The 21,504-nt window shown below is 39.4% G+C and carries 22 protein-coding genes; 2 read left to right on the top strand and 20 right to left on the bottom strand.

Annotated elements, in window-relative coordinates; all coding sequences use genetic code 11:
• Positions 1-54: 54 nt before the first annotated feature.
• Positions 55-624: a GNAT family N-acetyltransferase gene (locus ACVAMZ_RS03765; RefSeq protein WP_461685080.1), complete on the bottom strand. Its 570-nt coding sequence runs from the start codon at positions 622-624 to the stop codon at positions 55-57.
• A gap of 176 nt (positions 625-800) precedes the next feature.
• On the opposite strand from ACVAMZ_RS03765, the gene ald reads away from it, so the two are divergent.
• A complete protein-coding gene (gene ald, locus ACVAMZ_RS03760) occupies positions 801-1,913 on the top strand; it encodes an alanine dehydrogenase (RefSeq protein WP_461685079.1) in 1,113 nt (370 codons plus the stop codon).
• Positions 1,914-1,962: 49 nt separating this feature from the next.
• On the opposite strand, the gene ACVAMZ_RS03755 is transcribed toward ald, so the two are convergent.
• The 13 genes from ACVAMZ_RS03755 to ACVAMZ_RS03695 all read right to left on the bottom strand — a co-directional run bounded on the left by ACVAMZ_RS03755 (position 1,963) and on the right by ACVAMZ_RS03695 (position 13,604).
• Positions 1,963-2,949 carry a PhoH family protein gene (locus tag ACVAMZ_RS03755; protein WP_461685078.1) on the bottom strand — a complete coding sequence of 329 codons (987 nt, stop codon included), beginning with the start codon at positions 2,947-2,949 and terminating at the stop codon, positions 1,963-1,965.
• Between the two features lie 84 nt (positions 2,950-3,033).
• Positions 3,034-3,249 carry a YozE family protein gene (locus ACVAMZ_RS03750; protein WP_001232087.1) on the bottom strand — a complete coding sequence of 72 codons (216 nt, stop codon included), beginning with the start codon at positions 3,247-3,249 and terminating at the stop codon, positions 3,034-3,036.
• A gap of 8 nt (positions 3,250-3,257) precedes the next feature.
• On the bottom strand, positions 3,258-4,112 hold the full coding sequence (gene cvfB, locus ACVAMZ_RS03745) for an RNA-binding virulence regulatory protein CvfB (protein ID WP_461685077.1): 855 nt from the start codon (positions 4,110-4,112) through the stop codon (positions 3,258-3,260).
• Positions 4,113-4,172: 60 nt separating this feature from the next.
• Positions 4,173-4,730 carry a ribosome recycling factor gene (frr, locus tag ACVAMZ_RS03740; protein WP_006152642.1) on the bottom strand — a complete coding sequence of 186 codons (558 nt, stop codon included), beginning with the start codon at positions 4,728-4,730 and terminating at the stop codon, positions 4,173-4,175.
• Positions 4,731-4,738: 8 nt separating this feature from the next.
• Positions 4,739-5,476, bottom strand: a complete 738-nt coding sequence (pyrH, locus tag ACVAMZ_RS03735; protein ID WP_004253279.1) for a UMP kinase — start codon at positions 5,474-5,476, stop codon at positions 4,739-4,741.
• 83 nt (positions 5,477-5,559) lie between these two features.
• Positions 5,560-6,894, bottom strand: a complete 1,335-nt coding sequence (trmFO, locus tag ACVAMZ_RS03730; RefSeq protein WP_461685076.1) for a methylenetetrahydrofolate--tRNA-(uracil(54)-C(5))-methyltransferase (FADH(2)-oxidizing) TrmFO — start codon at positions 6,892-6,894, stop codon at positions 5,560-5,562.
• A gap of 157 nt (positions 6,895-7,051) precedes the next feature.
• A complete protein-coding gene (locus ACVAMZ_RS03725) occupies positions 7,052-8,005 on the bottom strand; it encodes a hypothetical protein (protein WP_461685075.1) in 954 nt (317 codons plus the stop codon).
• 78 nt (positions 8,006-8,083) lie between these two features.
• Positions 8,084-8,962: a 16S rRNA (cytidine(1402)-2'-O)-methyltransferase gene (gene rsmI / locus ACVAMZ_RS03720; protein WP_461685074.1), complete on the bottom strand. Its 879-nt coding sequence runs from the start codon at positions 8,960-8,962 to the stop codon at positions 8,084-8,086.
• Positions 8,963-8,964: 2 nt separating this feature from the next.
• Positions 8,965-9,282, bottom strand: a complete 318-nt coding sequence (gene yabA, locus ACVAMZ_RS03715) for a DNA replication initiation control protein YabA (RefSeq protein ID WP_004253267.1) — start codon at positions 9,280-9,282, stop codon at positions 8,965-8,967.
• A gap of 35 nt (positions 9,283-9,317) precedes the next feature.
• Positions 9,318-10,202: a DNA polymerase III subunit delta' gene (locus tag ACVAMZ_RS03710; protein ID WP_461685073.1), complete on the bottom strand. Its 885-nt coding sequence runs from the start codon at positions 10,200-10,202 to the stop codon at positions 9,318-9,320.
• Positions 10,199-10,837 carry a dTMP kinase gene (gene tmk / locus ACVAMZ_RS03705; RefSeq protein WP_461685072.1) on the bottom strand — a complete coding sequence of 213 codons (639 nt, stop codon included), beginning with the start codon at positions 10,835-10,837 and terminating at the stop codon, positions 10,199-10,201. Before tmk ends, ACVAMZ_RS03710 begins: the two co-directional genes overlap by 4 nt.
• A gap of 270 nt (positions 10,838-11,107) precedes the next feature.
• On the bottom strand, positions 11,108-12,304 hold the full coding sequence (gene tuf, locus ACVAMZ_RS03700) for an elongation factor Tu (protein ID WP_004253262.1): 1,197 nt from the start codon (positions 12,302-12,304) through the stop codon (positions 11,108-11,110).
• A 199-nt stretch (positions 12,305-12,503) separates the two neighbouring features.
• Positions 12,504-13,604: an AI-2E family transporter gene (locus ACVAMZ_RS03695; protein ID WP_461685071.1), complete on the bottom strand. Its 1,101-nt coding sequence runs from the start codon at positions 13,602-13,604 to the stop codon at positions 12,504-12,506.
• A 105-nt stretch (positions 13,605-13,709) separates the two neighbouring features.
• On the opposite strand from ACVAMZ_RS03695, the gene pbp3 reads away from it, so the two are divergent.
• Positions 13,710-14,951 (top strand): D-alanyl-D-alanine carboxypeptidase PBP3, encoded by a 1,242-nt coding sequence (pbp3, locus tag ACVAMZ_RS03690; RefSeq protein ID WP_461685070.1) that lies wholly within the window; start codon positions 13,710-13,712, stop codon positions 14,949-14,951.
• Between the two features lie 28 nt (positions 14,952-14,979).
• Here pbp3 and ACVAMZ_RS03685 read toward each other — a convergent pair whose 3' ends face one another.
• From ACVAMZ_RS03685 to sufD, 6 genes are all read right to left on the bottom strand, one after another.
• A complete protein-coding gene (locus tag ACVAMZ_RS03685; protein ID WP_074324183.1) occupies positions 14,980-16,377 on the bottom strand; it encodes an APC family permease in 1,398 nt (465 codons plus the stop codon).
• A 139-nt stretch (positions 16,378-16,516) separates the two neighbouring features.
• Positions 16,517-17,086, bottom strand: a complete 570-nt coding sequence (locus ACVAMZ_RS03680; RefSeq protein ID WP_074324184.1) for a hypothetical protein — start codon at positions 17,084-17,086, stop codon at positions 16,517-16,519.
• A 19-nt stretch (positions 17,087-17,105) separates the two neighbouring features.
• Positions 17,106-18,518, bottom strand: coding sequence for a Fe-S cluster assembly protein SufB (sufB, locus tag ACVAMZ_RS03675; protein WP_004253255.1), 1,413 nt, complete (start codon positions 18,516-18,518; stop codon positions 17,106-17,108).
• A 57-nt stretch (positions 18,519-18,575) separates the two neighbouring features.
• Entirely contained in the window at positions 18,576-19,016 is a 441-nt protein-coding gene (gene sufU, locus ACVAMZ_RS03670) for a Fe-S cluster assembly sulfur transfer protein SufU (RefSeq protein ID WP_049503779.1), read from the bottom strand.
• Positions 19,003-20,229: a cysteine desulfurase gene (locus ACVAMZ_RS03665; protein WP_414277687.1), complete on the bottom strand. Its 1,227-nt coding sequence runs from the start codon at positions 20,227-20,229 to the stop codon at positions 19,003-19,005. Before ACVAMZ_RS03665 ends, sufU begins: the two co-directional genes overlap by 14 nt.
• A gap of 10 nt (positions 20,230-20,239) precedes the next feature.
• Positions 20,240-21,502 carry a Fe-S cluster assembly protein SufD gene (gene sufD / locus ACVAMZ_RS03660; RefSeq protein WP_461685069.1) on the bottom strand — a complete coding sequence of 421 codons (1,263 nt, stop codon included), beginning with the start codon at positions 21,500-21,502 and terminating at the stop codon, positions 20,240-20,242.
• Between the last annotated feature and the right edge of the window lie 2 nt (positions 21,503-21,504).

Here is a 21,504-nt window from a genome sequence, read left to right as displayed (position 1 = left end):
CTTAGCTTATTCGTAAGAGAAAGAAAAAAACAGCTGAAAAATCTTTTCAACTGCTTACTTATTTGCAAAATATTCTTCCTTGATTAAGACATAATGGACATCTGTTACGAATCTTCCAGGTTCATTTTTATCCATTCTAGCATATGGTTCTTCGTGAGAGAAACGCATTCCTGATTTCTCCATGACCTTTCCTGATGCGGGATTATCCTTATCATGAAAGGCATCTAACTTATTCATTCCTATCTTTTCAAAAGCCAGTTCAATTACAGTTCGATTGGCTTCAGTTGTCAAACCTTGATTCCAATATTTTTGATTGATAATATAACCAATGGTTGCCTTCTTAAGAACAGCATCCAACTTGTGCAGGTCAATAGTTCCGATAAACTCTCCAGTACTTTTTAGTTCAATTCCCCATCGGCCCAATGGATTGGCTAAATAAAACTGGGCAATATTATTCTTGGTTTCCTCCAGACTTTGATTGGTTGGAAAAGTGTAGCGTGTATTTTCCTTGTCTGAAGCATATTCAAACATGGCTTCTGCATCATCAAGTGTTACTGGTCTAAGTACTAAGCGTTCTGTTTCGATAATTTGATGCTTCGCTAGTTTGATAAATAGTGATTCCATGATTGTACCTCCTAAAATAGGTTGCTAAAAGATTAACATAAAAGAAATAGGTTTACAAGTTTTTCTTGCAATTTATAGCGGTTTCATATAAAATAAGAACATCACAAGAAATGACTGGGTTCTTCCTGTGATGATTTTGTATAAGAACCTAGATGTTAAATAAGGAGCTAATCTCTATGTTAATTGGAATTCCAAAGGAAATTAAAAATAATGAAAATCGTGTTGCTTTGACACCTGCTGGTGTACAGAGTCTTGTTGGTCGTGGTCACCGTGTCCTCATCGAAACAAATGCGGGACTTGGATCTGGTTTTGCTGATGCTGACTATGAAAAGCAAGGAGCTGAGATTGTCACAACTGCTGCTGAAGCCTGGTCTGCAGAGTTAGTTGTTAAAGTCAAGGAACCCCTTGCTAGTGAGTACCAGTTCTTGCGTGACGATTTACTTCTCTTCACCTACTTGCACATGGCAGCAGCCCCAGAATTAGCGGATGCTATGCTTGCAGCGAAAACAACTGGTGTTGCTTATGAAACTGTACGCAATACTGAAGGCCAACTTCCTCTATTGGTTCCAATGAGTGAGGTTGCAGGTCGTATGGCTGTCCAAATCGGAGCTCACTTCTTGACGAAACAAGCTGGTGGTTCTGGAGTTCTTTTAGGTGGTGTCCCAGGTGTACCAAAAGGAAAAGTAACCATTATCGGTGGTGGTGTCGTTGGTACACACGCAGCACGTATCGCTCTTGGTTTAGGAGCTCAAGTAACTATTCTTGATATCAGCGCTAAACGTCTCTCTGAACTTGAAGATGTCTTTGGTCACCAAATCCAAACACTCATGTCTAACCCATTTAATATCGAAGCAAGTGTGCGTGAAGCAGACGTTGTTATCGGTGCAGTATTGATTCCTGGTGCCAAAGCTCCAAAATTAGTGACAGATGACATGGTTCAACAAATGCGTCCTGGTTCTGTTATCGTAGACGTTGCTGTAGACCAAGGTGGTGTTATTGCAACAGCTGACCGTGTTACAACCCATGATGAGCCTGTCTATGAAAAACACGGTGTCCTTCACTATGCGGTTGCTAACATTCCTGGAGCAGTTGCTCGTACTTCTACTATCGCCCTTACAAATGTGACTCTTCCATATATCGAAGCCTTGGCAGGAAAAGGATTTAAGAAAGCAATCCTTGAAGACGCAGGCTTGCTTGAAGGTGTAACAACTTACCAAGGTCAACTCACCAGCCAACCAGTTGCTGAAGGTTTAGAACGTGACTTCACACCTATCAGTGAACTTGTCTAATAAGAAATTCAAAAAAAATTAAGAGCAGTTTTTCAACTGCTCTTTTTCTTTATTCTGTTTCTTCTTGATTTTCTTCAGCTTTGACAGTTCGAGGTTCATAGGCTCTGATAATCTGAGCAACGACTGGATGGCGAACCACATCCTTGGCTGAGAAGTGTACAAAGTCGATCTGGTAAATGTTCTTAAGTTTTTCCTGGGCATCAATCAAACCTGACTTAACATTACGCGGTAGGTCAATCTGGCTAATATCCCCATTGACAATCATTTTAGAATTGAATCCAAGACGTGTCAAGAACATCTTCATCTGCATGATGGTTGTATTTTGGGCTTCATCCAAAATAACAAAGGCATCATCCAAGGTACGTCCACGCATATAGGCCAAAGGCGCAATCTCAATAATTTCTCGCTCCATGAGACGAGTTGTTTGGTCCTTCCCTAAGATCTGATATAAAGCATCATAGACTGGTCGAAGATAAGGATCCACTTTTTCTTTCAAATCTCCTGGTAGAAATCCTAAGCTTTCCCCAGCTTCTACTGCTGGACGAGTCAGGATAATACGCTTGACTTGACCACGTTTGAGGGCTGTAACAGCCAATGTCACTGCTAGGAAAGTTTTTCCTGTACCCGCTGGACCAATTCCAAAGGTCACATCATGGTTCTTAACACTATCTACATAAAGTTTTTGACCCAGTGTCTTTACACGTATCGGCTTACCAGTATTGTCTTTGATAATCTCTTCTTCATAGAGGGCAACAAACTTATCGATTTCATTGTTTCTAACCATATTGATGGCTGTCACCACATCCGGAGTTCCTACTGTCATGCCACGATTGACCAAGACCATCAAGGCTTGAATTACTTGCCGTGCTTCTTCACAAGAAGACTCCTCTCCCAAGACTTGTACAATCTCTGTACGAGCATGGATGATAACATCTAACTCATCCTCCATCAAGCGAAGATGGCGTTCATTGGAACCAAAAAGATGAAACAGGTCATCTGGATGACTTAACTGAATGTCTATTGAATGTTCCTTCAAATAAAGAACCTCTCTAACTCTTTAATTTCTTTTTATTATAGCAAAGGCAATTAGAAATTGCTATCCCTAACACCTATGGTATCTTTAATGTTCTAAATATTCTTGCCAGATACGATCGAAGTCTCCCATATTAAAGGAAAAACTAGCATGTTCTTCTAAAAATCGACTCACCTGATCGAAATCATCCGTATGTTTTGGGAAGGCTGACTCCTCAAAGGCAAGATCCGCTAAAATTGCTTTGGGACTATTACTTTTAGGATTACGCTCTGTCATAAGCCAAGTATAAAATGATTTTCGCATAAGCCTCCCTAAATTAACTCAGTACCAAACTGGTCTTGTTTAATCTTTCCAGCTTTCATTAAACCACCAAGCGCTTTTTTAAACTGACCTTTAGAAATACCAAAGGTAGCCTTGATGTCATCTGGTGAAGATTTATCATTTAAGGTCATAAATCCACCATTACTTTCCAAGTAAGTCAGAATCATTTGTGCATCATTTTCTAACATCTCAAAAGAGCGAGGTTTTAGCGATAGATTCAGCGTTCGGTCAACTTCACGGAAACCAATGACACGCACATCTAACACTTGCCCCAAACGAGGTTCTGCATAGCGCTCACTTGGATGGATAAATCCAAGCATGTTGTTTTCTGGTAGATAGACAAAAGTTCCTGATAACTTAAGACGATAAACGATTGCAGGCCAGTTCTGATTTTGCATGTTGTTGTATGCTGGACGTGCCAAACGTTGGAAGTCTTCCTGATAAGCCAAAACTCCCCAGATACGATCTTTCTTGTCTACTTCTAGACGAATATAAAGTTTATCGTCCTTCTTAGGCCAGAGCTCTTTTAGTTCAGGTAGGATATCAAGTGACACAACGATTTCCTTGTCAGGAAGCCCTGTATCAACAAAAACACCCAAATCCTTACGCACTTCTGTTACAGTTCCCCAACCAAATTGATCCTGAGTCGCAGTCACTTCTAGGGTAGTCAAGCGAAGTTTTTGCTTCATATCTGTGTAGGCGAAACCTTTGACCGTATCACCAACTGTATTCTGACCTTCTTCCTTGGCAAGAGCGTATGTTTGACCATCCTTTTGGACAAAGTAAAAACGGTCATTTTCATCGATGATGAGTCCAACGATAAAACTTGCAAGATTTGTATTCATGTTTCCTTCTTTCGAATAAAACTCAGCCAGCAATGCCAACTGAGTTTTTCTGTTTATTTCTTAGACTTCCAAGATTTCTTTTTCTTTATTGGCAGTCATGTCGTCGATGTGTTTAACAGCATCGTCTGTCGCTTTTTGAATATCTTTTTCAAGAGTCTTCAATTCATCTTCAGTGATTTCTTTAGCTTTTTCTTGTTTTTTAGCTTCATCCATAGCATCACGACGGATATTACGGATCGCTACTTTAGCATTTTCACCAACTTTTTTCACTTCTTTAGCGAGGTCGCGACGAGTTTCTTCTGTAAGAGCTGGGATTACCAAGCGAATAACAGAACCATCGTTAGCTGGTGTAATACCAAGATCTGAAGCGTTCAAAGCACGCTCGATATCCTTCAATGAAGATTTATCAAATGGTGTTACCAACAAGACACGCGCTTCAGGAATTGTGATAGAAGCGATTTGGTTAAGAGGTGTTTCGACACCATAGTATTCAACAGTAATACGGTCAAGCAAGCTAGCATTTGCACGACCTGCACGGATACCACCAAATTCACGAGCAAGTGAGTGGTGAGATTGAGTCATTCTCTCTTTAGCTTTTTCTACAATTGCGTTAGCCATAATTTTTCTTATTCCTTTTCTTCGATATTGTTTGAAACAGTTGTTCCGATATTTTCACCAAATACAACACGTTTGATATTGCCAGGTTGGTTCATATTAAAGACTACCAAGTCAATATCGTTATCCATAGATAGAGTTGAAGCTGTTGAGTCCATGATACGGAGACCTTTATTAATAACATCACGGTGAGTCAATTCTTCAAATTTAACAGCCGTTTTATCTTTCTTAGGATCCGCATTGTAGACACCGTCTACACCATTCTTAGCCATCAAAATAGCGTCCGCCTCAATCTCAGCTGCACGAAGAGCCGCTGTTGTATCTGTAGAGAAGTAAGGTGAACCAATTCCCGCGCCAAAGATAACGATACGTCCTTTTTCAAGGTGGCGAAGGGCACGTCCACGAATATAAGGCTCTGCTACTTGTTGCATGGCAATAGCTGTTTGTACACGAGTATCAACACCGGCTTGTTGCAATGAATCTGCCATCACCAGAGCATTCATGACTGTCCCAAGCATTCCAGTGTAATCCGCTTGAACGCGATCCATACCAGCTTCTGCTGCAGGTTCTCCACGCCAAAGGTTTCCACCACCGATAACCAAAGCGATTTCAATTCCTAGCTCGTGAACTTCCTTGATTTCTTGGGCCATACTTTGGACGGTTTTGATATCAATACCGACACCACGTTCGCCAGCAAGGGCTTCACCAGATAGCTTGATTAAGATACGTTTATACTTAGGTTCTACCATTTTCTCTCTCCTTTTTTCATCCTACCTATTTTATCACAATTTCAAGGATTTTTATAGTATCATGAACAATTCTTTCAAAAAAATTAGACAGATAAAAATTCCTCTAAATCAGACAAGGCACGTTCTGCAATTTTCTCATAACGAGCCTTTTTATCACGAATACGCTCACCTTCTAACTCTTTGATAATCCCGAAGTTGACATTCATGGGTTGGAAATGCTTGCTATCAGCATGTGTGATGTAATGAGCTAAACTACCGATAGCTGTAGTCTCTGGGAAAATAGCCTCGCTTTCTCCTTTAAAAAGACGAGCAGCATTGATTCCAGCAACCAATCCTGAAGCAGCCGACTCAACGTAACCCTCTACACCAGTCATCTGACCAGCAAAGAAAAGATTTGGCTGTTTCTTAGAACGGTATGTCTGTTCAAGAAGATTTGGCGAATCCATATAGGAATTACGATGCATGACACCATAACGGACAAACTCAGCATTTTCAAGACCTGGAATCATTTGGAAGACACGCTTCTGCTCTCCCCATTTGAGGTGAGTTTGGAAACCAACGATGTTATAAAGACTTCCAGCCGCATTGTCCTGACGAAGCTGAACGACTGCATAAGGAGTTTTAAAGTCACCATCACGAGGTCCCTTGTAGTCATCCGGATATTCTAGACCAACTGGTTTCATAGGGCCATAGAGCATAGTTTTAATGCCACGTTTAGCCATAACTTCAATTGGCATACACCCTTCAAAGTACTTTTCCTTTTCAAAAGAATTAAGGGGTGCTTCTTCTGCATTGACCAAGGCTTCATGGAAATCCATAAACTCTTGCTTGGTCATCGGAGCATTGAGGTAGGCAGCTTCTCCCTTGTCATACCTAGACTTGAGATAGACCTTGCTCATATCGATGGTGTTGACGTCGATAATAGGCGCTGCCGCGTCGTAGAAATAAAAGCCATCGCCGTCATTAAGGGCATGAATTTTCTCAGCCAGGGCATCGCTAGTCAAGGGACCAGTAGCGACAACCGTAATAACATCTGTCGGCAATTCTGTAATTTCATCACGAACCACTTCAATTAAAGGATGATTGGCAATTTTTTCAGTAACCATTTGAGAAAAACCGTCACGGTCAACCGCTAGCGCTCCACCTGCAGGAACACGGGTTGCTTCTGCTGATTCTAAAATCACAGAACCAAGACGACGCATTTCTTCCTTGAGGAGCCCGACAGCATTTGTAAGAGCATCCCCTCGTAATGAGTTGGAACACACTAATTCTGCAAAATTATCTGTTTTATGCTGAGGTGTTGATTTGACACCACGCATTTCATAAAGTTTAACTGGAATACCACGCTCTGCGATTTGGTAAGCTGCTTCCGAACCTGCTAAACCAGCACCGATAACATTGATATAAGATTGAGACATGACACTAATACCTCTTTGGGTGGAACCTAAGTTCATATCAAAACAAGCTACTGGACTGTTTGACACCCACAAATCTTTCTAAATTATTACTTGGTTCATTATACCAAAAAGCTAAGTAAAAAGACAGACAGGAGAATTCCTGAATGTCTTTCAAAAATTATTCTTTATTGAAACTGAAAGATTTAAAAGCATACCGATTACTTTTGTCTTTGTAAGTTATGCTAAAGCCTACTTCTGTATTTCTAGGCAAGTTTTCAATTTCAACTATTTGAGCAAGTAAATATTGAAAATCAGAATCAGTCCAATTGTCAATATCCTCATTAGCTAATTGTAGATTTTGTTTTCGTACCTGTTCAATATCAGTTTTTATATAAATACTAAAGGTCGAACGATTATCAGCAACCCTTTTTAAAAGTAGATCTCGATTGCGAACAAGCACATCTTCATCTAGACTGTTGACTCTACTTGGGTCTAAGTCCTCGATTAAGGGAGTTAGTTCTTCTACATCCGTCTTCAAAATTGCCTCTCTTTTTTCTTGCTCTTTAAGACGAGTATTAGGGTTACCACTGTATTCTTCTTTTGGAACTATAGAATAATAGGAGTCAAAAGATTTCAATTCAACTGAGTTTTTAATATAAAGCTTCTTAAGCTGATTATCCTTTAAATATGTAGAAGTCAAACTATCACTTTGAAGTATCCTATTGTAAGCTTCCTTAAGTCGGTCATAGTTATCATCATTAGAAACATACTCCATTTCTAAACGATAGACTGTTTTCTTGGAAAAACCAAAGAAAATTTTCTTTTCAACTTCTTTAAGTCGCGTATTGTATCTAAGGACTGGAGTCTTCTCAACATAGTCTTTTTCAAAATCCACATAGACATCAACAAATTGTTCCGTTCCTTTAATGTAAATTGGAGATCCCTGATAACCAAAGGTATCAGCTGTCGAGTATCCTTCTGCTTCTAACCCTGCAGCTTCTACTACGGAACGGATGTTTGAAATAGCTGTTTTAGCTAAATCACGATCAACTTTGTTACATGCTGACAAAATAAATAATGCGAGAATAGGAAACAGTAAACCAATTACTTTCTTCAACACTTTGCTTTTCATTACCCCTCCAATTAAGCATTCGTAGTAAAATACTTATGATTGTTATTTCTATTTCGGGAAGAAGGCAAACTTCCCTGTTTAGTCATCCGATTGATTCTCTTCCCATTCATGATAAGATGCATAGAGCTGGCTTTTGTTCCACTGATAAATTTTAGCGACTTCCTTAATGGCTTGATTTTTCTTAACACCTTGTTGGATGCGCTCTTGTATTTCTGAGAATAAATCCTCTTCATCCTTATCTTCTACTTGTTGACTAGCACCTTCTACAATCAGAAGACACTCCCCCTTAAGTGGAGTTTCAGAGATACTTTCAAGCAACTCAGTGATTTTCCCCCGTTGGTATTCTTCATAAATCTTAGTCAATTCTCGAACTAAGACAACTGAACGATCAGCGTAGACCTCTAGCATATTTTCTAGAGTATCAGCCACACGATGTGGAGATTCATAGAAAATCTGGGTCTCAGGATAATCTTTTTTTGATTCGAAAAATTGCTTTTGTTGTCCCGATTTTCGAGGTAAGAATCCATAAAAAATATGGGGTTGTGGAGCTAAACCACTGGCAATCAAGGCAGAAATTCCTGCGCTAGCACCTGGAACTGTGACAACTGCTATATCTTCTTCAATTGCAGCCTTGACTAAATCATGACCGGGGTCTGAAATACTTGGTAAACCCGCATCAGAAACTTGAGCAATACTTTGTCCTGTTTTCAAGAAACCAATCAAATCTGGAATCTTTTCCTTGGCATTATGCTCATGAAAACTGATTTGTTTGGTTGAAATATCGAAATGCTTCAGCAATAGACCAGTATTACGAGTATCCTCGGCAGCAATCCAGTCCACTTCTTTCAAAGTCTGAATAGCACGAAAGGTCATATCTTCTAGATTCCCAATCGGAGTTGCAACAAGATATAACTTACCATAAGGTGACTGACCTTTAAAACTTTTTTGAATCTGCATGCTTACTCCCTAAACAACAATTCATCACAAAACATACATTCTGCATCTTGTTCACGACGTTGGCCGTAAAAATCGCGACACACATGAAAACCGTCATCATAGATTCGGCTCACGTTTTCTCTAACATGCTTGGTCTTAGTTGGAGCTGTTTCTTCTTCCTCACTCAAGCGCTCTCTCAGTTTATCGTTTTCTAAACGAAGAGCTGTATTCTCTTCTACAACACTCTTGAGATTCTTTTTGATGGCTTCGACATCTGCCAAGGTTGCCAACAACTGTTGAGAAAAATCATCTAAGGCATCAAATAATTCTTTCTTGTTCATGAACAGCCCTTTCTTTTTCTGTTTTCATGTTCATTTTATTGTAAAACTAGGTATTCCAAAGAATTTTGGAAAGACACATTTGCTTTCCACATTTTTCTGGCTTCGAGAAGGTTTTGCAAGATTGTACGTGCTGCATTTTTTTGAATCTCTTGACCTGCTAATACTTCTAGAATTCTAAAGACTTGGTCTTGTTTTTCTTTGTCATCTGCTAAACTAGCTAATTTTGCGACCTGTAAATAAGATTCCTTTTTCCCAGCATCTAACCAAGTATAGAATCGCTCACTTTCTTCAAGTAGAGTCCAAAAACTTGTTTGATTTGTCAGTTTTTCGGCTTCTGCTTGCGATTGAGTGAACTCAGCTAAAAGCCTTGCTTTATTTTTGACCAATCCTGCTTGTTCAAGTTGATTCCTAAGGCTTTCGACTTGCTTCTTAAATTGGAAAATTTGAGTCCGGCTTCGAATAGTTGGTAACATCTGCTCTTGATCATTGGTTAAGAAGAAAATATAAATCTCACTTTGCGGTTCTTCAATGACCTTTAGTAGTGAATTGGAGGCATTGGCATGCATTTTTTCTGCTTGTTCAATGATAAAAACCTGACGTTGATTTTCGATTCCTGATTGAGAAAACTGGCCAACTAATTCTCGGATTCGTTCCGTTTTAATGATTTGATTCATCGGACGAATAATGGTGACATCAGGAAATTCTTCCTGATCAATCAACTTACAATTTCGGCAAGACTCGCAAGGCAAGACACCTTGTTTTTCTGTACAGAACAAACTCTTAGAAAGAAATAAGGCCATCTCTAAACTTCCAAAATACCCTGAAAAGAGATAGGCATGATTCAGCTGTCTTTGTTCTAAGATGTGAACAAAACGGTCAAATTGCTGGGGTTGACAAGCTCTTAATTGCTCTTGATTCATTCTGTCAGCCCCATTCTGTCAAATAAAACTTGTTTAGTATTTTCAACCACTTGACTTAGTGGTAAACTCGCATCGATTTTAACTATACGCTCACCTTCTTTCTCAAGAAGGGAAAGATAGCCTTGACGAACTTTTCTGTGTAGGTCTAAACCTTCCAAGTCCAAACGGTTGACTTCGCGATCGCTGTTTGCCGCGATTCTTTCAAGCCCCTTTTCTACTTCAATATCAAAATAAAGTGTCAAATCCGGCTTGAGACCATCTGTCGCAAATTGATTGAGCCAGTCAATAGCTTCAATATCCAAACCACGACCAAAGCCTTGATAAGCAACTGAACTATCAATAAAACGATCCATGATGACCAATTTTCCTGCTGAAAGTGCTGGCAAGACCTTCTCTACTAGGTGCTGTCTACGACTTGCAATATAGAGAAGCAACTCTGTCTTTGGATCCATCTGAGTATGACTAGGATCTAAAATGACTTCTCGAATCTTCTCACCAATCAAAACACCACCTGGCTCACGTGTTGTTAAAAACTCAATATTCTTTTCTTCTAACAAAGGGAGGATAGCTTCAAGCACACTCGTTTTACCAGCTCCCTCTGGCCCCTCTAAAGAGACTAAAAATCCTTTTGACATGACGAACTCATTTCTTTTTTTCTTCCTTCTATTCTATCAAAAAAACAGGCATTTGTGAAAAGCTTTTTAACCTAATAAAAATTTATTCTGAAAAACTAGGATATACATTCGTTAATAAATAAGATAATGATTTAATAACGTTTCTATATTCCTAATCAACTACCATACTTTCTTATTTTGTCTTTGTATAACTAGAAAAAAAGAACCTTGCATAGCAAGATTCTTTTAATGTCTGACTTAAATAATTGTTCTTCTGGGAACTAAATCGAATTAAGCTTCGATTTCTGTAACCATACCTGAACCAACAGTACGTCCACCCTCACGGATAGAGAATGTAGTACCTTGTTCTACGGCGATTGGGTGGATCAACTCAACGTCGATTGTCACGTTATCACCTGGCATTACCATTTCAGTACCTGCTGGAAGTTCGATTGAACCTGTAACGTCAGTAGTACGGAAGTAGAATTGTGGGCGGTAGTTGTTGAAGAATGGAGTGTGACGTCCACCTTCTTCTTTAGTAAGGATGTAAACTTCACCTTTGAATTTAGTGTGTGGGTTGATTGAACCTGGTTTAGCGATAACTTGTCCACGTTCGATTTCGTCACGTTGAACACCACGAAGAAGGACACCTACGTTATCTCCTGCAAGACCTTCGTCAAGTTGTTTACGGAACATTTCAACACCAGTAACAACTGCTTTTGAAGTTTCTTCTTTGATACCAACGATTTCGATTTCGTCGTTGACACGAACAGTACCACGGTCGATACGTCCTGAAGCAACTGTACCACGTCCAGTGATTGAGAATACGTCCTCGACTGGAAGAAGCAATGGTTTGTCAGTGTCACGTTCTGGTTCTGGAATGTACTCATCAACAGTGTTCATCAATTCCATGATGATGTCTTCGTATTTAGAGTCACCTTCAAGAGCTTTAAGAGCTGAACCTTGGATAACTGGAAGATCGTCACCTGGGAAGTCGTATTCTGAAAGAAGGTCACGGATTTCCATTTCAACCAATTCAAGCAATTCTTCGTCGTCAACCAAGTCGATCTTGTTCATGAAGACGATAAGGTGTTTAACACCAACCTGACGTGAAAGAAGGATGTGCTCACGAGTTTGTGGCATTGGTCCGTCAGTTGAAGCTACTACAAGGATAGCTCCGTCCATTTGAGCGGCACCAGTGATCATGTTTTTAACGTAGTCCGCGTGTCCTGGAGCGTCGATGTGAGCGTAGTGACGTTTTTCAGTTTCGTACTCAACGTGCGCAGTGTTGATAGTGATACCGCGTTCGCGTTCTTCTGGAGCAGCATCGATAGACGCATAGTCTTTAGGTTGGTTAACTGCTGAAGGCAAGCGACGTGCCAAAACAGTTGTGATAGCTGCAGTTAGGGTAGTTTTACCGTGGTCAACGTGTCCGATAGTACCAATGTTAACGTGTGGTTTACTACGATCGTATTTTTCTTTTGCCATTTGAGTAAAAGCCTCCAATAAAATATATTTTATAGATAGACAGTAGGCAATACAGTCTAACTTTCCTTACTATTTTATCAAATTTTAGCTAAATTGCAAGTCTTTTACAAAGTTTTTATTAATTATTCTTATTCTTACTATAAGTTGTCGATTTATTGATAAAAAAAGAAACAGATGAATCCGTTTCTTTTTAAAATCTTTATTTTTCTCCCACTTCTTGTACTTCTTTATGTTTTTCATAAAGTCGGACTAGGAATTTGGATATTTCTTTGAGAATTGAGTAGGTAGGAACGGCAACGATCATACCTACGACACCATAGATATTACTTGACAACAATAATAGCACGAGAATTGTAATCGGATGAACTTTCATGACTCCACCAACAATACGAGGGTATAGGATATTCCCATCTACTTGTTGGATAATCAGCATATAGATAACTGCTATAATCATCTTTTGAGGATCCGTAAATAGATTTGAAATAATCATCGGAATTAGTCCAATACTCGGTCCAACATAAGGAATCAAATTTGCTAAACCTGAGAAAATAGCAAAAACTAAAGCATATTTTAAACCAATTACACTATAACCGATAAAAGCCAAACACCCGATAATAAATGCATCGATTGATACTCCACTTATGTAACGGGAAATAGTCTCATTCAAGTTTGTTATTAAACCAGATATATTGAGTTTGTCTCGCTTTAAAATAGTTCTTTCTAGCATCGGTAAGAATTTATGACCATCTAAAAGGAAATAAATCAAGAAAACCGGTGTCATAATGATAATTAAAACAGTGCTTACCAAAGCTGAAAGGACACTTCCCACACTATTTGTCACACTATTTAAGATATTTTGTAAAATATCGACATAAGAAAGATTTAATTGTTGGATTGTTTGTTGAATATCTAGCTCTTGGAAAGTAGGATATTTCGATAATTCTATCACTAAATCTTGGATTCGAGAATAGATATCTTGGCTAGAATTAATCAAGCTACTCAACTGATTGATTAAAATCGGCAAGAGATAGACGACAGCTATCACTATGGACCCGAAGAGAGCACAAAGTGTTAACAAAATCCCAATAATTCGGTTGATTTTACACTCTTTCTCTAAAAAGATAACGATTGGATTTGTTAAGTAGTAGAGAAATCCTCCTAATAAAAAGGGAATCATGATTGTATTTACGACACTTACAAATGGTGTAATAATAGCACCCATTTCTCTCCATAAGTAGAAGATTAAGGTTATTAATAATATCTCAGTGGTCCAGAAGAATAATTTATTTCTCCGAAACATAAGCCACCTCCTCTTTTTCCTATTTTACCATATTTCGAAAAAGATTGATAACCTACATTATAAAAACAAGAATATTTTTTGTCTTTATGATAGAATACAATTACTATGAAGAAAATATTTTTAACAATACTAACACTTATTTCATTTGGTTCGACTACAACTGTATTTGCTCAGGATTTTGATGTTGCTGCAAAACACGCCATCGCTGTTGAAGCTAATACTGGTAAGATTTTATATGAAAAAGATGCTACTCAACCTGTAGAGATTGCCTCTATCAGTAAGTTGCTAACTGTTTACTTGGTATATGAGGCCCTAGAACAAGGTAAAATCACTCTTTCCACTCCGGTAGAAATATCTGATTATCCTTACCAGCTCACGACTAACTCCGAAGCAAGTAACGTTCCTATGGAAGCTCGTAACTATACTGTTGAAGAATTGCTTGAAGCAACATTGGTATCTAGTGCCAATAGTGCAGCTATCGCTTTATCAGAAAAGATTGCTGGATCCGAAAAAGACTTTGTTGACATGATGAAGGCTAAACTGCTTGAATGGGGAATCCAAGATGCGACCCTAGTCAATACAACTGGTCTAAATAATGAAACTCTTGGGAATAATATCTATCCTGGTTCTAAGAAAGATGACGAAAACAAGATGAGTGCCTATGATGTGGCTGTCGTTGCACGTAATCTTATCCTCAAGTATCCTCAGGTTCTAGAAATCACTAAGAAACCTTCTTCTACTTTCGCTGGGGTGACCATTCATTCTACAAACTATATGTTAGATGGAATGCCTGCCTATCGTGGTGGTATAGATGGTCTTAAGACTGGAACAACTGATAAAGCAGGAGCTTCTTTTGTCGGAACAACTGTAGAAAAAGGAATGCGAATCATTACAGTTGTCCTTAACGCTGACAACCAAGATACCAATCCCTACGCTCGTTTCACAGCAACTTCAGCTCTTCTAGATTATATCTCATCTAATTTCGCTCTTCAAACAATCGTCAATCAAGGAGAAAGCTACCAAGATAGCAAATCTCCAGTTTATGACGGAAAGCAAGATACGGTTACAGCAGTTGCTAAAGAAGATATAAAAATTGTTCAGCGTCTCGGTAGTCGAGCACAGTCATCTGTTACTTACACACCTGATAGTACTGAGCATACTGCACCACTTGAAGCAGGTACAGTCGTTGGACATCTGACCTATGATGACAAGGACTTAGTTGGTCAAGGTTATATCACCACTGACAAACCAACCTTTGAAATGATTTCTGATAAAAATGTAGAGAAAGCCTTCTTCTTAAAAGTTTGGTGGAATCGCTTCATCCGATTCGTCAATGAAAAATTATAAAAAAATCGCGATAACTCGCGATTTTTCTTTATTCATTTTCAGCTAAAATCGAATGCTTATAGCCATAAGTAAAGTAAGTAATAACTCCTACTACTAAGGCTAATACAAATGCTATCCAAGTTTCAAGATTGTATTGAAGCATAAAGGACAGACAAATCAGAATTGATAAGATTGGTAGAAAAGGAACCAAGGGCGTTTTAAATTCTCCCTCTTTGGGCATACCCTTATCTTTTCTCAATTTGATAATTCCATAGGCTAAGAGAATAAGATAGGCTAAGGTACAGATATTGAGAAAAGCTGCGATACTTGCCAAAGGGAAGACACCCGCTGCAATCGCTGAAACTCCACCTGTTAAAATGGTTGCATTCTTTGGAACGCGACTAGTCTTGGTTACTTGTTTGAAGCTTTGAGGCAATAGTCCATCGCGGGCCAAGCTATAAATCATTCGTGACAAGGCATAGGTCATTGAAATACATACCGTAATCAAGGTAAAAATTGCAACAAGTGAAACATAATTAGCTGCCCAACCAATACCGATACTTCTCAGCGCAAAAGCCACTGCATCATCAACATTGAGCTTGCTATAGTGAACGATACCTGTCAATATCAAGGTAACCATGGCATATAGAATAGTTACAATGATTAAGGATAAAACAATCCCACGTGGAATATTCTTTTGTGGATTTTGAATTTCATCAACTGCCATAGAAATGGACTCAAAACCTAAGAATCCAAAGAACATGAGTGAAGCACCTGCCATAATTCCAGTGCTTCCTCCATAAATCTGACCAAAACCAAATGGTGCAAAATCTGACCAATTTTCAGGTTTAATGTACCAAATACCAACTAGGATAAATAAGGCAAGAGCAGAAAATTTTAAAACAACAAGAATAGAATTAAAACGAAGAGCTGCTTTCGAATTCATGAGGACGACTGCTGTAACAAGCATAATTACTAAAATTGGCAAAAAATCAATATAAGTACCATGCTCAGGATTAAAAGTTCCATTCAAGGCTTGTGGCAAGGTAATTCCGTAATGACTAAGCAAACCCTTAAAATAGGCAGCCCAACCTGAAGCCACACCAGAGACTGCTGTCATAAATTCCATGATAGTTAGCCAACCAGCTATCCAAGCTGGAAATTCTCCCAAAACCACATATAAATAACTATATGCCCCACCAGTTGCTGGAACACGAGAAGCAAATTCTGCAAAAAAGAGCGCCGATAAGGAAACACAGATCGCAGAAATCACGATAGATACCACAAGAGCAGGTCCTGCTAGTGTTGCTGCAGCTGTTCCTGTAATGGTAAAGATACCTGTTCCCACCATAGCACCAATTCCTAAAAGAATTAAATCCCATAATTTCAAATGACGATGCATTTCTGTTTTACTTGGACTGAAGTCTTTTGTTCTAAAAATATTCATTCTTGATCTCCACTAACAATAATTGTTTTATTTTACCACAGATAATGTATTTTGTGAATATTTATAAAATTATATCTAAAAAAACTGAACAAATGTAATATTTGCTCAGTTTTTATTTATAGTTAAAATTCAACAATTATTATACTTCGTAGTATGGGAAAGGACGGTCACTATCTAATGGACGATTTGGTACTTCTTTTTCCAAAATAGCGCGCCAACCAGATACCAATTCTTCAAAAGTCAATTTGGTTTCAGGAGAAGCTGTTGTAAGCTTCCGTCCAAACCAAGCCATGGTTGCAGTTTCAAACTGAAGCATAGCGTAGTCGATTACCGGTACATTTGCCTCTTCATAATTCTCATTTACTGCTTGGGCAACTTCTGTTGCTTGTGGAAGAAGTTGATCGCTGATTTTATCTACAACACTTGCATCCATCTCTCGCCAAGAAAGTAAATGACCATCTACCTGATAAAAGAGCTCAAAGGTTTCTTGATTTTTCTTAAAATTGGTAAGAATAAAAGCACGTTCTACCGCATCGGGACCACCAACAGCCTTGATAGCGTTTATCAAGAGGTTTTGTTCCATTTGTCTCCAATAATCATCAGCTTCTTCTACTAAATCAATTGTGAAAGGTGGAACAATTCCCTCGGCAGAAATTTCGCCTTTATTCGCTTTCTCGATATTACCAAATAATTTTTTTAAGAATCCCATTTGCTTCTCCTTTTTTCCCTTATCCTACCGATCCTTCCATTTCATAGCTAATCAAGCGGTTAAGCTCAACTGCATACTCCATTGGAAGTTCTTTTGTAAATGGCTCTACAAATCCCATGACAATCATTTCAGTTGCTTCGGTCTCTGACAAGCCACGACTCATAAGGTAATAGAGTTGTTCTTCTGAAATCTTAGAAACCTTGGCTTCGTGCTCCAATGCAACTTGTGAGTTGTGGATTTCATTAAATGGAATGGTATCTGACGCTGACAAGTCATCCATGATAATGGTGTCACACTCGATGTGAGAAACAGATTTCTTAGAGTTTTTATTAAAGGTTACTTGTCCACGGTAGTCTACCTTACCTCCACCTTTAGCGATTGATTTAGAGACAATAGACGAGCTCGTATGTGGAGCATTGTGGATCATCTTAGCACCAGTATCTTGGTGTTGCCCTGCATTAGCAAAGGCAATCGAAAGCATGGTACCACGCGCTCCTTCTCCATCAAGGTAAACTGATGGATATTTCATAGTTGTTTTGGCACCTAAGTTTCCATCAATCCACTCAACAGTCGCATCTTTCAAAGCTTTAGCACGTTTTGTAACCAAATTATAGACGTTATCAGACCAGTTTTGAATAGTCGTATAACGCATATAAGCTCCGTCCAAAGCAAATATTTCTACAATAGCAGCATGCAAGCTGTTGCTTGAATATGTTGGCGCTGTACATCCTTCTACGTAGTGGACACTTGCTCCCTCATCAACGATGATTAAGGTACGTTCAAACTGACCTGTATTTTCGTTATTGATACGGAAATAGGTTTGAAGCGGAATATCTACCTTGACACCTTTTGGTACATAGATAAAGGTTCCACCAGACCATACTGCTGAGTTGAGGGCAGCCAACTTGTTATCTGTCGGCGGTACTAACTTAGCAAAGTATTGCTTAAACAAGTCTGGGTATTCCTTGAGGGCAGAATCTGTATCTGTAAAGATAATTCCTAACTTCTCAAATTCTTCCTTCATGTTATGGTAGACCACTTCTGACTCATACTGGGCAGAAGCTCCAGCTAGATAGGCACGCTCAGCTTCAGGAATCCCGATTCGTTCAAAGGTTTCTTTGATTTTTTCAGGAACGTCATCCCAAGAACGGGCTGGTTTATCAGATGGTTTTTGGTAGTAGATCAAGTCGTCAAAGTCAATCTCTGACAAGTCTGCTCCCCAAGTTTGCATGGGCATTTTTTTGAAGGTTTCATAAGATTTCAAACGGAATTCCAACATCCACTCAGGTTCTCCCTTAGCTGCTGATAGTTCACGAATGACATCTTCATTCAATCCTTTTCCTGTCGATAGGACAGGCTCTACATCGTCATGGAAACCAAATTTATATTCACCAAGGTCAATTGGTTTTGGTTCTACTCTTTCTTCAGCCATAATATCCTTTCTTTCATTCTTTATTTCTAATGATTTATAAGACAAAGAAAGCTTGTCTTATTTATTTTCTTGATCTTCAATTGTTTTTTTAAGGGCGTTCCAAGCTAGGGTTGCGCATTTGATTCGTTGAGGGAATTTGGCAACTCCTGACAAGAAAGCTGCATCTCCAAGTTGGTCTTGACGCTCATCCTTTTGACCTTGAACCATTTCAGAAAAAATGGTCGCAAGCTCTAGGATTTCTTGCTTGGTCTTTCCTAAAACTGCATCTGTCATCATACTAGCAGAGGCAGTTGAAATCGTACAACCAGAGTTTAGAAAAGCGATATCTTCCAAACGATCATCTGCATCAAACTTGACAGATAGATTGATGACATCACCACAGGTTGGATTGTTGAGACTGATTTGCTCAGCATCTTCTAACTTTCCTTGATGATGAGGATTTTTCGAATGGTCTGCTACCACTGCCATATAAAGGCTATCTAGTTTAGAAAGTGCCATTGAAAAACTCCTTTGTCTTTTGTAGGGCATCTACCAACTTGTCGCAATCTGCCTTGGTGTTGTAGATATAAAAACTAGCGCGAGCTGTTGCAGGGACTTCCAAATACTGGAGCAAAGGTTGCGCACAATGGTGACCCGCACGAACTGCTACTCCTTCATAATCCAGAGCAGTTGCAAGGTCATGAGGATGAAGATCGCCAAGGTTAAAGGCAACGACACCTGAACGTTGTGCCACATCTTGCGAACCGTAAATGGTCAAACCTTCAATTGCCTGCAATTTTGGAAAGACGTATGCAATCAATTCCTGTTCATGGGTTTCAATGGCATCCATGCCAATCTTTTCAAGATAATCCACGGCAGCTGCAAGTCCAATAGCACCAGCCATATTGGGAGTTCCTGCCTCGAATTTCCAAGGCAATTCCTTCCAACTAGCAGATTGCTCGTAAACAAAATCAATCATCTCGCCGCCAAATTCTACTGGAGACATTTGTTCCAGATACTTTTCTTTACCGTAAAGGACGCCAATACCAGTCGGACCAGCCATCTTGTGACCTGAAAAGGCAAAGAAGTCCACATCCAAATCCTGTACATCAATCTTCATATGAGGCGTAGATTGAGCACCATCTACCACCATGATGGCTCCAACTTGGTGAGCCATTTGTGTGATTTCTTTGATAGGATTAATCACTCCAAGAACGTTTGATGCGTGAGCTAGTGAAACAAATTTAACTTTGTCAGTCAATTTAGTACGCAAGTCACCCATATCCAGAGCTCCATCTTTGAGATAGACATAAACAAGCTCTGCCCCAGTCTTTCGGCAAGCTTCCTGCCATGGAATAATATTGGAATGGTGTTCCATGACTGAAATCAAGACCTGGTCTCCCTCAGTCAAGATTTCCTCAGCGAAACGTGCCACCCAGTTGAGACTAGTCGTAGTTCCTCTAGTGAAGAGTACTTCCTTTGTCGAACCTGCGTTGATAAACTTACCAATGGTTTCACGAGCAGCTTCATAAGATGCTGTCGCACGCTCTGCCAAGGTGTGAACCCCTCGGTGAACATTTGCATTATCCTGTTCATAGTAGCGGTTAATGGCTTCCAGAACAGCTAGTGGTTTTTGTGTCGTCGCAGCATTATCCAAATAAACCAGAGGTTCGTCATTGACAATCTGATCTAAAATTGGAAAATCCTTGCGAATAGCTTCTGCATCTAACATAGGCTTCCCCTTAGCGTTTTGACAATTTTTCTTCGATCGTCGCAATCATTTCATCACGAACTTCCTTGACAGGGATCTCAACGATAACGGATCCAAGGAAACCACGAACAACCAAACGTTCTGCAGTTGCCTTGTCCAATCCACGGCTCATAAGGTAGTACATATCTTCTGGATCCACTTGTCCGATAGACGCTGCATGCCCTGCAGTAACATCATTTTCATCAATTAAAAGAATTGGGTTGGCATCGGAACGTGCTTGGTCTGAAAGCATGAGAACACGGCTTTCTTGTTGGGCATCTGCTCCCTTAGCACCCTTGATGATGTGGCCAATACCATTGAAAGTCAAAGTTGCTTTTTCAAGGATAACCCCATGTTGAAGGATATTACCGATAGAGTTGCAACCATAGTTAGTTACTCGAGTATCAATCCCTTGCACCTGACGACCACTTGAAAGAGCTACGACCTTGAGGTCTGCATGGCTACCATTACCAATCAAGTCACTATCAAAGTCAGCGACAACATTTCCTTCGTTCATGACACCGATGGCCCAGTCAATACTTGCATCGTTGCCCAATTTACCACGGCGGCTAATGTAGGCAGTAACATTCTCACCAAGACGATCAATTGCAGCAAATTTCACTTGAGCACCAGAACGTGCAATAACTTCAACAGTGATATTAGCAGTCGCCTTAGCACTACCCTCACCGCGTGATTCTAAACGTTCGAGGTAGCTGATTTTAGAGTTTTTACCTGCAATGATCAGAATATGCTTGTTAAATGGCACATCACTATCACTGTCTTGGTAGAAAATTCCTTCGATTGGTTCTGTGATTTCGACATTGTCTGGAATATAGAGAACAGCACCACTATTAAAGTAAGCAGTATGATAAGCAGCCAACTTGTCATTGTCGTATTTTACTGATGACATGAAAAATTCTTCTACGAGTTCTGGAATTTCTTCTAGAGCTGAGTGGAAGTCTGTAAAGACCACTCCTTGTTCAGCCAACTCAACTGGAATTTGCTCAAAAACTGTTTGAGTTCCAACTTGCACCAACTTCAAGTGATTGTCTAGAGCAGTGAAGTCAGGTACATTTGCTGACGGTTCACTTTCTGTAATAGTTCCATCACCCAGATTCCAACGGTGAAATTTGACACGCTCAATAACTGGTAATTCTAAGCTCTCAATCTTGTCAAAAGCTTTTTGACGGAGATCAGCCAACCAGCTTGGTTCAGCATGCATTTCTGAAAAAAGTTTAATAGTTTCTTTAGTCATTT

The organism is Streptococcus sp. KHUD_017, from assembly GCF_054861245.1.
Note: the sequence above shows the minus strand (reverse complement) of the source record. Positions and strands in the feature narration are given on the sequence as shown.